At 61.9% G+C, this 12,991-nt stretch carries 11 protein-coding genes; 6 read left to right on the top strand and 5 right to left on the bottom strand.

The window, feature by feature from the left end:
* The coding region (locus L972_RS05495; RefSeq protein ID WP_047436560.1) for a beta-galactosidase at window positions 1-2,277 on the bottom strand (2,277 nt) is incomplete at its 3' end.
* 189 nt (window positions 2,278-2,466) lie between these two features.
* A complete protein-coding gene (locus L972_RS05490) occupies window positions 2,467-3,474 on the bottom strand; it encodes a substrate-binding domain-containing protein (RefSeq protein ID WP_042081762.1) in 1,008 nt (335 codons plus the stop codon).
* A gap of 201 nt (window positions 3,475-3,675) precedes the next feature.
* Here L972_RS05490 and galE point away from each other — a divergent pair, with 201 nt between their 5' ends.
* From galE to bacA, 5 genes are all read left to right on the top strand, one after another.
* On the top strand, window positions 3,676-4,689 hold the full coding sequence (gene galE, locus L972_RS05485; protein ID WP_047436423.1) for a UDP-glucose 4-epimerase GalE: 1,014 nt from the start codon (window positions 3,676-3,678) through the stop codon (window positions 4,687-4,689).
* Window positions 4,690-4,749: 60 nt separating this feature from the next.
* A complete protein-coding gene (locus L972_RS05480; protein ID WP_047436419.1) occupies window positions 4,750-5,808 on the top strand; it encodes a UDP-glucose--hexose-1-phosphate uridylyltransferase in 1,059 nt (352 codons plus the stop codon).
* The gene (gene galK / locus L972_RS05475; protein ID WP_047436417.1) at window positions 5,805-6,953 is read left to right on the top strand and encodes a galactokinase; all 1,149 of its coding nucleotides are present in this window, start codon (window positions 5,805-5,807) and stop codon (window positions 6,951-6,953) included. The genes L972_RS05480 and galK overlap by 4 nt, the downstream gene beginning before the upstream one ends.
* Window positions 6,950-7,939 carry a galactose-1-epimerase gene (gene galM / locus L972_RS05470; RefSeq protein WP_047436414.1) on the top strand — a complete coding sequence of 330 codons (990 nt, stop codon included), beginning with the start codon at window positions 6,950-6,952 and terminating at the stop codon, window positions 7,937-7,939. The genes galK and galM overlap by 4 nt, the downstream gene beginning before the upstream one ends.
* A gap of 115 nt (window positions 7,940-8,054) precedes the next feature.
* Window positions 8,055-8,870, top strand: coding sequence for an undecaprenyl-diphosphate phosphatase (gene bacA, locus L972_RS05465; protein ID WP_021230740.1), 816 nt, complete (start codon window positions 8,055-8,057; stop codon window positions 8,868-8,870).
* A 66-nt stretch (window positions 8,871-8,936) separates the two neighbouring features.
* Here the strand turns inward: bacA and L972_RS05460 are convergent, their stop codons facing one another.
* From L972_RS05460 to L972_RS05450, 3 genes are all read right to left on the bottom strand, one after another.
* On the bottom strand, window positions 8,937-9,632 hold the full coding sequence (locus L972_RS05460; RefSeq protein WP_047436410.1) for a ChrR family anti-sigma-E factor: 696 nt from the start codon (window positions 9,630-9,632) through the stop codon (window positions 8,937-8,939).
* Complete coding sequence (locus tag L972_RS05455; RefSeq protein WP_005355542.1) at window positions 9,625-10,194, bottom strand: sigma-70 family RNA polymerase sigma factor; 570 nt, start codon at window positions 10,192-10,194, stop codon at window positions 9,625-9,627. The genes L972_RS05460 and L972_RS05455 overlap by 8 nt, the downstream gene beginning before the upstream one ends.
* Window positions 10,195-10,335: 141 nt before the next feature.
* Entirely contained in the window at window positions 10,336-10,902 is a 567-nt protein-coding gene (locus L972_RS05450; RefSeq protein WP_047436405.1) for an LON peptidase substrate-binding domain-containing protein, read from the bottom strand.
* A gap of 310 nt (window positions 10,903-11,212) precedes the next feature.
* Between L972_RS05450 and argS the strand changes: the two genes are divergently transcribed.
* The gene (argS, locus tag L972_RS05445; protein WP_047436403.1) at window positions 11,213-12,958 is read left to right on the top strand and encodes an arginine--tRNA ligase; all 1,746 of its coding nucleotides are present in this window, start codon (window positions 11,213-11,215) and stop codon (window positions 12,956-12,958) included.
* Window positions 12,959-12,991: the final 33 nt, after the last annotated feature.

The following is a 12,991-nucleotide window of genomic DNA, read 5'->3' as shown; positions in this document are numbered from 1 at the left end:
CCGCCACTGGTTGTTTGCGGCGGTGATCCGCCAGCCATCCGGCTGCTCGCTCAGGGTGGCGGCAGCGACCGGCGCTGGCAGGGCAAGGGGAGTCGGCAGGGTGAACTGCTGACGGGCGACCTTGTGATCTGCCTGCGACCAAGGGGTGGCCTGCGGCTGAACGATGGCCAGATCGAGCCAGGCCAGTGAGCCTGCCGCAAAGGGGGGCAACGCCTCGCTCAGGGTCAACTCGACCACCCCCTGTGGCGCCAGCTCAAGGGAGAACTCCCCCTGCTGCTGCACATGGCCGTTCTCGCACAGCTGCCAGCAAAGCCGCTCGTTGTCGGTTTCCCGAAACAGGTATTCGCTCTCGATCCGCACCCGCAGCGGGGTGTGCTCAAGCAGGCTGAAGCGGAACGGCTGCTGGGCACGTTTTGCCTCGAACAGGGTGGGATGGGGGGTGCGATCCGGGAACAGCAGGCCGTTGCAGCAGAACTGGCGATCGTTTTGCACATCACCGAAGTCGCCGCCATAGCCCCAGTAGTGGCGACCATCAGCGGTGTATTTGTCGAGCCCCTGATCGACCCAATCCCAGACAAATCCGCCTTGCAGACGTGGATGATCGCGAAACGCCTGCCAATAGTGGGCGTAGCCCCCCAGACTGTTGCCCATGGCGTGGGCATATTCGCAGAGGATCAGCGGTCGGTGCTCGCCGGGCAGGCCGATCCACTTGGCCAGCGCCCACTTTGGCACCGCCGGGAAGGGTTGATCCTGATGGGTTCTGGCATACATGGGGCAGATGATGTCAGTGGCCGGGGTATCGGCCCCGCCCCCCTCGTACTGCACAGGACGGCTCGGGTCGCTGCGCTTGATCCAGCCATACATGGCATCGTGGGCCGGGCCGTAACCCGACTCGTTGCCGAGCGACCAGATGATGATGGAGGGGTGGTTGAAATCCCGTGCCACCATGCGGGTCGCCCGCTCCAGAAAGGCGTTGCTCCAGGCGGGATCCCGCGCCAGCCGCCCCATCGGAGTCATGCCGTGGGTCTCCAGATTCGCCTCGTCCACCACATAGAGACCGAGCCGATCGCAGAGGCGATAGAAGTCGGGGTGGTTGGGATAGTGGGAGCAGCGCACCGCATTGAAGTTGTGGCGCTTCATCAGCAGCAGATCCCGCTCCATGGTGGCGCGATCAATGGCATAACCCTTGGCGGGATGGTGTTCATGACGGTTGGCACCACGAACAAGCAGCGGCTGACCGTTGACCCGCAGCAGACCACCACTGATCTCCACCACCCGAAAGCCCACATCGCACGCCTCACTCTCGATGGCGCGGCCCTGCTCGTCCAGCAGGGTCAGGGTCAGGCGATAGAGATGAGGCGTCTCGGCGCTCCACTTGCGCGGCGCAGCCACGTCGAGCCAGAACTCGGCGCGATCGTCATACGCCCCTTTCTCATCAATGGCTTGGGTGCCGATCGGCTGGCGCAGGGTCGCGACCCGCTCGCCACCGTCATAGAGATTGGCCTCTACCGACAGCCCAGCCCCATTGGCGACTTGCAGGGCAATCTTGAGACGACCATCCCGATAGCAGGCATCCAGCTCGGGGGTCACCCGGATATCCATCAGATGGCGGAACGGTTTGTGCAGCAGGCTGACGGAGCGGAAGATCCCCGACAGCCACCACATATCCTGATCTTCCAGATAGGAGCCGTCGGACCAGCGCAGCACCAGCACCGCCAACCGGTTGCGACCGCTCTGCAGATAAGGAGTCAGATCGAATTCGGCGGGCAGGCGGCTGTCCTGGGAGTAGCCGACCCAGCGACCGTTGCAAAAAAGGTGGAAGGCACAGCTAACCCCGTCAAAGATGATCCGGCTCTGGCCGCTTGCCAGCCAGCCGGCGGGCAGATCGAACTCGCGGGAGTAGCAACCGGTGGGATTCTCTGCCGGCACGCGCGGTGGATCACAGGGAAAGGGGTACTTGATATTGGTGTAGATGGGGCCATCGGTGAGCGGCCGCGCAGCCGGATAGGCGGCATCCAGCTGCCAGTTGCCCGGCACTGTAATGGGGCAAGCATCCACCAAATCCTGCGCCAGCCAACTCTCGGGCACCAATTCGGGAGCGGCAAAGAAGGAGAAGCGCCACTCGCCATCGAGCAAGAGACGGGAGGAAGAGGCCAGATCACCCCTGGCATCCGCTTCGCTGCGCCAGCTGAACATGGGGGTATGGGCTGCCAGCCGGTTTACCGACGTAATAGCCTGAGTCTGCCAATCCTGACGCGCCACTATCTCCCTGAGCATTCACTCTCTCCCTGCTGATTGGAAAACGTATTCAGTCTAGAGAAGTATGACGCAGGGAACGGCGATCTCGCTCACACAGATGTAAACGATTACACTAATTTTGTTAAGTAAAGCGGAGTAAAAATGATTAAAAATAGGTAAAACAATAACTGTGCAAGAAACGGCCCCGAACAGGGCCGCAAAAGGGGGCTATCCGGCCCGAACCGGTGCCACCGAGTGGCGATTGATCAGGGTGGGGGTATAGATCCGGCTCTGGGTCGCGTCACTCTCCCCCGCCGCCAGCTGAATGGCCAGCTTGGCCGCCTGGGCCGCCATCAGCTCGATGGGATAGCGCATGGTGGAGAGCTTGGGGCGCAAATATCTGGCATAGATGATGTCATCGAAGCCCACTACCGAAACCTCCTCCGGCACTCGCAGGCCGTTGTCCGCCAGCACAGAGATGGCGCCCGCCGCCATGGCATCGTTATAAGCCACCACGGCGGTCACCTTGAGCCCCTTGGCCAACAGGTTGAGCATGGCGCGCTCGCCCCCCTCCTCGTTCGGGGTGCCACTCTCGATAAGCTCGGGATCGGCTGCCAGACCGGCTTCCATCAGCCCATCCTGATACCCCTGCAGACGCAAGGTGGCATCCTCGATGGCGTGATCCGAGCTGATAAAGGCGATATGGCGGTGACCCAGTTCGATCAGGTGGCGAGTCGCCGTAGCCGCCCCCAGCCGGTTGTTGAGAGCGATGCAGCGTCCCCTGAGGGCCGGAATATCGCGGTTGATCAGTACCATACCGGGCACCCGCATGGCGTAATCGTAAAGTTCCTCGTCGCTCAGCGCCTTGCTGTGCACCACCAGCGCCTCGCAACGCTTGCCGATCAGCAGCTCGATCGCTTCACGCTCCTGACGCGCCTTGTGAAAACCGTTACCCATCAGCAGGTGAAGGTTCTGCTCGACGGCCACGCCGGAGACCCCCTTCACCAGTGCACCGAAGAAGGGATCGGCTACATCACCGACCACCACCCCCATGGTGTCGCAAGTCTGGCTCACCAGTGCCCGCGCGTTGGCGTTGGGGGTGTAGCCCAGTTCGGCCATGGCCTTCTGCACCACTTCGCGAGACGCGGCACTGGCCTTGGGGGAGTTGTTCATCACCCGTGAAACCGTTGCCACCGACACATTGGCCAAACGGGCGACATCCTTGATGGTGCTCATGCTGTTTTCACTTCTTTCACTGTGCAATAGAGCGCCATTATACCCAGCAAACCCATTGAAAACAGGGGTGAAACGCATATCTGCCGTCAGGATGACCATAAAAATAGTGTAATCGCTTACACTATTTTGCAAGCAAGCTCACAGTTTGGTCGCCACACCCTCGGCTAGACTGCTTCCAGACACTTTTCAGTGGAGAGCAAGATGAACGTTCTGGTCACCGGCGGTTGCGGATATATCGGCAGCCACACCTGTCTGGCCCTGCAAGCGGCAGGCATGAATCCCGTGGTGGTCGATAACCTCGGCAACAGCAAGCACAGCGTGTTGACTCGAGTCGCCGCCATCAGCGGCCAGCAACCCATGTTCTATCAAGGGGATATTCGCGATGCAGCCCTACTGGATCGGATCTTCGCCGAACAGCAGATCGATGCGGTGATCCACTTTGCCGCCCTCAAAGCGGTCGGTGAATCGACCCGCATTCCACTGGATTACTACGAGAACAACCTCGGCGGCACCCTCACCCTGCTGCAGGCGATGAAGCGGGCCAATGTGCACAATCTGGTGTTCAGCTCCTCTGCCACCGTCTATGGCGATCCCGCCAGCCTGCCGATCCGCGAGGATTTCCCTCGCAGCGCCACCAACCCCTACGGACGATCCAAGCTGATCATCGAGGAGATCCTCGAAGATCTGCAGCTGGCCGAGCCCCACTGGAGCATGACCCTGCTGCGCTACTTCAATCCGGTCGGCGCCCACGAATCGGGCACCATGGGTGAAGACCCGCAAGGGATCCCTAACAACCTGATGCCCTATATCACCCAGGTCGCCATTGGCCGTCGCGACTGCCTGTCTGTCTTTGGAAACGATTACCCCACCCCGGACGGCACCGGTGTGCGCGACTACATCCACGTGATGGATCTCGCCGAGGGGCACGTCAAGGCACTGCAACACTGCGCCGGCAAGGGTGGCGTGCACACCTACAACCTGGGCACCGGTCAGGGCCAGAGCGTGTTGCAGCTGGTCGCCGCTTTCTCTGCAGCCTGTGGCAAGCCGCTGCCATTTCGCATCGAACCGCGCCGCCCGGGCGACATCGCCGCCTGCTGGGCCGATCCGGCCAAGGCGCAGCGTGAACTGGGCTGGCAGGCGACCCGCAACATCGACGCCATGTGCGCCGACAGCTGGCGCTGGCAATCCGCCAATCCGAACGGTTACGAGGAGTAGGCCTGCCTGCTCCCTGTTAATAGACGACCCTATTTTTCAATACCTTATTCAGGAGAGATGATGTTCAACCCCGTCGATCATCCCCATCGCCGCTTCAACCCGCTGACCGGCCAGTATGTGCTGGTCTCCCCCCATCGGGCCAAACGCCCCTGGCAGGGACAGGTGGAGAAGGTGAGTCAGGCCCCCAAACAGGCCCACGATCCCGACTGTTTCCTCTGCGCGGGCAACACCCGGGTCACCGGCGACATCAACCCCGACTACAAGGGCACCTTCGTTTTTACCAACGACTTCGCCGCTCTGATGCAGGATACTCCGGCCGCCGATAGCGCCAGCGATCCCCTGCTGAAGCTGGAAGCCGCCCGCGGCACCAGCCGGGTCATCTGCTTCTCGTCGGATCACGGCAAGACCCTGCCCGAGCTGCCGCTGCCCGCCATCGAGGGGGTGATCACCACCTGGATGGATCAGGTCGCCGAGCTGTCAGCCCAGTGGAAGTGGGTGCAGGTCTTTGAAAACAAAGGGGCCGTCATGGGCTGCTCCAACCCGCACCCCCACGGCCAGATCTGGGGCAGCGACTTCCTGCCCAACGAGATCGCCCGCGAAGAGCAGCACCAGCGTGACTGGCTGGCCGAGCATGGCCGCCCCATGCTGCTGGAGTATGTGAAGCGGGAGCTGGCGGATCGCTCGCGCATCGTGGTGGAGACCGAGCACTGGCTCGCCGTGGTTCCCTTCTGGGCCGCCTGGCCGTTCGAAACCCTGCTGCTGCCCAAGGCGCACGTCCCCTCCATGCTCAATATGACCCAGGCCCAGCAACAGGATCTGGCGGTGGCGCTCAAGGAGCTCACCAGCCGCTACGACAACCTGTTCGAGTGCAGCTTCCCCTACTCCATGGGCTGGCACTTTGCACCGCCCAAATCGGAGTGCCCCGAGGCTTGGCAACTGCATGCCCACTTCTATCCGCCACTGCTGCGCTCCGCCACCGTGCGCAAATTCATGGTGGGCTTCGAGATGCTGGCCGAAACCCAGCGCGACCTTACCCCCGAGCAGGCCGCCGAGCGGCTGCGCGCCCTGAGCCCCATTCACTACAACCAGACCAGCCACACCAATGAGGAGGCCCTATGACCCCCAGCCAACGCGTCAGCACCGTTTTTGCCGAGCAATTTGCCAAAGCGCCCGATCTGCTGGTGCGCGCCCCCGGTCGCGTCAACCTCATCGGTGAACATACCGACTACAACGACGGCTTCGTGCTGCCCTGCGCCATCGACTACGAAACCTGCGTTGCAATCGGCCTGCGCGATGACCGGCAAGTGCAGGTGATCGCCGCCGACTACGACAACCAGCGCGACCAGTTCGACCTCGACCAGCCCATCGAGCACCACCCCAACCAACGCTGGAGCGACTACATCCGCGGCGTGGTGAAGTATCTGCAGGAGCGCGGTTATGCCCTGCGCGGCCTCGATCTGGTGGTCTCCGGCAACGTGCCGCAGGGGGCGGGGCTCTCCTCCTCTGCCTCACTGGAAGTGGCCATCGGCCAAGCCTTTAAAGAGGCGTTGAAGCTCGACATCACTCAGGCGGAGATCGCCCTCAACGGCCAGCAAGCGGAGAACAAGTTCGTCGGCTGCAACTGCGGCATCATGGATCAGATGATCTCCGCCAGCGGCAAAACAGACCACGCCCTGCTGCTCGACTGCCGCTCGCTGGAGACCCGTCTGATCCCCATGCCGGCGGATCTGGCGGTGCTGATCGTCAACTCCAATGTGCGTCGCGGTCTGGTGGACAGCGAATACAACACCCGCCGCCAGCAGTGCGAAGCGGCCGCTCGTCACTACGGAGTCAAGGCGCTGCGCGACCTCGATCTGGCCGGACTGGAAGCGGGCAAGGCCGGGCTGGATGAGGCCTGCTATCGCCGTGCCCGCCACATCGTCGGTGAAAACGCCCGCACCCTGGCGGCGGCCGATGCACTGGCGAGCCACGATCTGACCCGACTCGGCGAGCTGATGGCCAAATCACACGCCGCCATGCGCGACGACTTCGAGATCACAGTGCCCGCCATCGACGGTCTGGTGGAGATCATCAAGGCCAGGATCGGCACAGATGGCGGCGTGCGGATGACAGGTGGCGGCTTCGGCGGCTGCGTGGTCGCCCTGCTGCGCCCGGAGAAAGTGGCCGAGGTGATTGCCGCCGTCGAGGCGGAGTATCCGGCCATCTCGGGCCTCAAGGCCGACTGCTACGTCTGCTCTGCCAGCGCCGGTGCAGGCAAGCTATGAGCAGCGCCATGACCCCGTTCGAACTGGAAAATGAAGAGGGGCTGCGGCTGCGCGGCCTCGACTTCGGCGCCACCCTCACCTCCCTCACCCTGCCGGTGGCGGGCAAACGGCGTGAAGTGCTGCTGGGCTGTGCCGACGACGCCTATCCCACCCAGCAGGTGTGGCTGGGCGCGGTGGCAGGACGCTTTGCCAACCGCATCGGCGGTGCCGAGCTGGTGCGTGATGGACAGCGCTGGCCGCTGAATGCCAATCAGGCACCCAACTGTCTGCACGGCGGGCAGGCAGGCTTTCATCGCCAGCGCTGGCGGATCAAGGAACTGGAAGCAGATCGGGTCAAGCTGGCGCTGCTCTCCCGAGCGGGGGATCAGGGCTTTCCCGGCAATCTGCGGGTCACCCTGGAGTACCGGCTGGAGCAGAACGATCTGGTGGTGGATTTCATCGCCAGCACGGATGCCACAACCCCGGTCAGCCTCACCAGCCACGCCTACTTCAATCTCGATGGGCAAACTGATGGCGGAGATGTCCGTGACCACCTCATCAGCATCAATGCCGACCACTTCCTGCCGACCGACCCGAGCGGTTTGCCGATCGCCATCACCCCGGTGGAGGGGCCATTCGATCTGCGCCGCGAGCGCCTGATTGGCCAGGATTGGCTGAACCATCCCCAGCAGCAACAGGCCAAGGGGTACGATCACGCCTTTGTGCTCAACGGCCCAACGCAAGTGTGGGCTGCTCGCGTGGTATCAGGGGACAGGCAGCTGGCGATGGAGGTCTACACCAACCAACCCTCGCTGCAGTTCTATACCGGCAACTGGCTGGCCAATACCCCGAACCGTAGCGGCCAGTCGCACCGGGATCACGACGGCTTCTGTCTTGAGGCGCAACAGCTGCCGGACAGCCCCAATCGCCCCGAGCTGGGCAACCCCTGGTTGCTGCCGGGCGGGCGTTATCACCACCAGACCCGCCACCGTTTTATCCGCGACTGACTTAAAGGTTTCATGATTTTTACATAGCCTCAGCAGTCACTATCGAGCAAGATAAGCCGCCCCGAGACCCTCCCGGGGCGTTTTTACATCAACGAAGTTAAGGATTGTTTGTTCGATGACTGACACCTATAGCCTGCTGGTCGCCTTTATTCTGGGCGTCGTCGAGGGACTGACCGAGTTCCTCCCCGTCTCCTCCACCGGCCACATGATTATCGTCGGCCATCTGCTGGGCTTTGAAGGGCCCAAGGCTGCCACTTTCGAAGTGGTGATCCAGCTGGGCTCCATCCTCGCCGTGGTCGCCGTCTTCTGGCGTCGCCTGTTTGGCCTGATTGGCATCCACTTTGGCCAGAAGCCGTCCCGGGATCACGCCACCCTGTCGCTGATCCACGTCATCCTCGGCATGATGCCCGCCATCGTGGTCGGTCTGGCCATCCACAGCTGGATCAAGGCCAACCTGTTTGGTCCGCAGACCGTCATGTACGCGCTGGTCGCGGGGGGCATCCTGCTGATCATCGCCGAGAAATTCCGCCCGGCCGTCACAGCCGAAACCCTGGATGACATCAGCTACAAGCAGGCGTTCGGCATCGGTCTGTTCCAGTGTCTGGCCCTGTGGCCCGGCTTCTCCCGCTCCGGCGCCACCATCAGTGGTGGCATGCTGATGGGGATCAGCCGTCACGCAGCTGCCGAGTTCTCCTTCATCATGGCAGTGCCCATGATGGTTGCGGCCAGTGGGCTGGATCTCTACAAGAGCCGCGATTTCCTCTCGATGGCCGACTTCCCGATGTTTGCAGTGGGCTTTATCACCGCCTTCGTGGTGGCGATGTTTGCGATCAAGACCTTCCTGACATTGATCCGCCGCATCGACTTTATCCCATTCGCCATCTACCGCTTTATCGTGGCATTCGCCGTCTATCTGGTGTTTGTCGCCTGATCGGCAGCCTGCAATGAAATGACAAAAGGGACCAATCTGGTCCCTTTTTCTATGGCGTCATGGTGCTCAGTAGAGGTGCTGGCTGATGCCGTTCAGCAGTCGCGACAGCCCTTTGGTGAACTGCACCGGCGCATCCTGCACCGTGTAGCAGAGGCAGCCATCGGGCGTATGCGGACTGTGGGAGTGGCTGGCATCGCGCCAGATAAAATCCCCCGCCTTGTAAAGGGTATCGCCATCCTGAATATTGCCCGCCAGCAGCAGGGTCAGCTCATAACCCTGATGGGTGTGCTCGGGGATGCGGCCGCCCGCTTCGATATGGAGCAAGCTGGCGCGCGCGCCCATCTCGTCCAGCGGCAGACTCTGCTGACGAATGGCCCCGATATGGCGCCACTTGGGCGAACGATAGCGGGCCAGCACCCGTGGCAAACGGTAGGCGTGACCGGCCACCTCCAGCTCGCCGTGCTGCGTTCGGGGCTGGTCATGTGTTGGCTCGGAGGGGGGCTCAGCCAGCGGCTGGGCCAGAATATCCGCCAGCATGGCGTCGAATCCGGCGTCCAGCGCCACTTCCTCGCGAGGGGCCAGCTCGGACTCTACTGGCGAAGCAAGATATTGCTGCGCCAGCTCCTCTTCGAATGTCTTCAGTCGGGCAGCACAATCGGGGCAGAGTTCGCAGTGGGCGGAGAGCCCCACCGCCAGCGGCAGAGGCAGCTCGTCGGCGGCGAAGGCGCGCAGCATAGGGTCGGTCGGATGGGCTTTAATCATGGCCTTGCTCCACTTGCTCTTTCAGTTTCTGTAACGCCAACCGGAGGCGGGACTTGATGGTACCAAGCGGCACGCCAAGGCGCTCCGCCAGCTCCTGCTGGGAGAACTCCTGCAGATAGATGCCGCGCACCACCTGCTGTTGCGGCTCCGGCAGGGTACCCAGATAGTGGGCCATCTGACGAGTCAGCACCGCATCTTCCCCGCCGCTCAGATGCTCCTCTTCGGCCTGAAACTCCAGCACCGGCCACAGCTCCTCGGCACAGAGATCCTCCTTGCTGGCGCGACGACGACGAAGCATGTCGAAGCACTGGTTGCGCATCACGGTGTAGATCCAGGTAGTCGGCGCCCCCTTCTCGGGGTGGTAGAGGCGCGCCTTTTGCCACACCAGCAGCATGGTCTCCTGCACCAGCTCCATGGCGTTGGCCTCGCTACCGAGGTGGCGCAGGCCGTAGCTGCGAATACGCGGCGCAAAGTGTTGGAACAGGCGGGCAAAAGCAGCCTTGTCGGCCTGCTCTGCCACCCTGATCAGCAGAGATTTGAGGTCGCCATCCGGGTTATCCATCACGGGCGAGGTCCTGCGTATGGTCGAGTGTGGTTGGCCAGTATATGCCATTGCGCCATCCCTTTGGTGTGCTGTCGAACATGCTGTGGTGATGACTTGTACGGCGATGCGGCAGTGGCGGATCATCGGGTCAGGAAAAACTCAGTGGCTGGCCACCAGCACCCCCTTGAGCAGAGCGATGGCGGGCTGATTGTCGGCGGCGGCCAGCAGCAGTTGTTTCTGTTCAGGGGGGATCGGCAGCACCTCCAGCCAGCGCTGGGCCACCCAGTTGCCATCGTCCCAGCGGGGGGCGGGATAGAGGGAGGCATAGTCGGGATAGTCGGCAAACACCTCCCGCAGCGCATCAACCAGTGGTTGCTGATCGGGATGGAGCCGGCGGGGCGGCCAGGCCGTCAGCGGGGTCACCTCGCCGATACGCAGGCCATCGGGCTCCTGCCACAGATCCTCTATCTGCACCCGCTCCATCCCCTGCACCGTGATCCCCAGCATGCCGTCCGGCAGCCGGTCGAAATCGATGATGGTGACCCGGGTGGCGATGGGCAGCATGTTGCGCAGGGCGTCGGGCTGGCGAGGGTCCACCATGCAGAGGGCAAAGCCGGACTCCCCCGCCTCGGCGATCATCCGCTGGTATCTCGGTTCGAAGATCCGCAGCGGCATGATGCCGCCGGGCAGCAGGTGGGCAGATAGGGGAAACAGCGCCAGTCGCATCGCAAACTCCTCGGTTGGGAACCTCTGTTGATACGCCGGGCCAGAGGGAGGAGATCATTCCCGTCATCGGAAAGGAAAAACCCTTAACAATCAGGGGAAAATAGCCTGGACAAGCCGCTTTGATATGCAGTAGAAATGGATAAGCACCGTAATTTCCGCCCAATATTCTGGAATATGGCGCTAAACGCAGTGAAATATCCGCCCGACAGCGAGCGGCGGGTCATCCCTATAGTTTTCTCGGGCCGATGCGGGTAAAATTCACGCCCTTATATATCAGTCATTTTTCGACGCGCAACCTTGGTGGTCAGTTATGAAAGAGCATATTCATCATCTACTTGAACAAACGGTAGCCAATCTCAAGTCAGCAGGCGTCCTGCCGGCGGACCTGGAAGCCCGCGTGCAAGTAGACCGATGCAAGGAAAAAGCTCACGGCGACCTGGCTACCAACCTGGCCATGCTGCTGGCCAAACCAGCCCGCAAGAATCCCCGTGAGCTGGCGGCTGCCATCATCGAGCACCTGCCTGCCTCCGACCTGATCGCCAAGGTCGAGATCGCCGGCCCCGGCTTCATCAACTTCTTCTTCGACCAGCGCTGGCTGGCCGGTCAGGTCGAAGCCATGGTGACCTCTGCCAACGCCAACGTACGGTTGCCCGCGCCACAAACCGTGGTGGTGGACTACTCCGCCCCCAACGTGGCCAAAGAGATGGCGGTGCACCACATCCGTTCCACCGTACTCGGTGACGTAGCTGCGCGCGCGCTGGAATTCCTCGGCCACAAAGTGATCCGTGCCAACCACATCGGCGACTGGGGCACCCAGTTCGGCATGCTGATCGCCTACCTGGAGAAGATGTCCAACGAGCACGCCAGCGACATGGCACTCAAGGATCTGGAAGCCTTCTACACCCAGGCCAAGCGTTGCTACGACGAAGACGAAGCCTTCGCCGAGCGTGCCCGTAACTACGTGGTCAAGCTGCAGGGCGGCGACGAGTACTGCCGTACCATGTGGAAGAAGCTGGTCGACATGACCATGGAACAGAACCAGATCAACTATGACCGCCTGAATGTCTCCCTGACCAACAAGGACATCATGGGCGAGTCCATGTACAACGACATGCTGCCGGAGATCGTGGCCGACCTGAAAGCCAAGGGGCTGGCGGTCGAGAGCGAAGGCGCTACCGTTGTCTTCCTGGACGAGTTCAAGAACAAGGATGGCGAGGCCATGGGCGTCATCATCCAGAAGAGCGATGGCGGTTTCCTCTACACCACCACCGACATCGCCTGTGCCAAATACCGTTATGAAACCTTGGGCGCCGACCGTGTCATGTACTTCATCGACTCCCGTCAGCACCAGCACCTGATGCAGGCCTGGACCATCACCCGCAAGGCGGGTTATGTGCCGGAATCCGTCCCCCTCGAGCACCACGCCTTCGGCATGATGCTGGGCAAGGATGGTCGTCCCTACAAGACCCGCTCCGGTGGCACCGTCAAGCTGGTTGATCTGTTGAACGAGGCCGAAGAGCGCGCCGCCGCCCTGCTGGAGAGCCGCAACAGCGACCTCTCTGCCGAAGAGAAGGCCAACGTGGTCAACGCCATCGCCATGGGCGCGGTCAAGTATGCGGATCTCTCCAAGAACCGCACTACCGACTACATCTTCGACTGGGATCTGATGCTGTCGTTTGAAGGCAACACTGCCCCTTACCTGCAGTACGCCTACACCCGTATCCAGTCCATCTTCCGTAAGGCGGATATTGATGCCGAGACGCTGACCGGCAACGTGACCCTGAACGAAGAGGCCGAAGAGGTGCTGGCCCAGAAGCTGATCCAGTTCTCCGACGCGGTCAACGGCGTGGCCGACAAAGGCATGCCGCACCTGCTCTGTACCTACCTGTACGAGTTGTCCGGCAACTTCATGACCTTCTATGAAGCCTGCCCGATCAACAAGGATGGCGTGGACGAAGCAACCCGTCAGAGCCGTCTGCTGCTGTGCGCCGCCACCGCCAAGGTACTGAAGCTGGGCCTCGGCGTACTGGGCATCCATACCCTGGAGCGCATGTAATAGATGGCAACCCGGGATTATGTCGGCAGCCGC

The organism is Aeromonas sp. ZOR0001 (assembly GCF_000801015.1).
In the GTDB taxonomy this organism is placed as follows: Bacteria; Pseudomonadota; Gammaproteobacteria; order Enterobacterales; family Aeromonadaceae; genus Aeromonas; species Aeromonas veronii.
The sequence above is the reverse complement of the archived record's forward strand: the minus strand, read 5'-3'. Positions and strand labels throughout refer to the sequence as shown.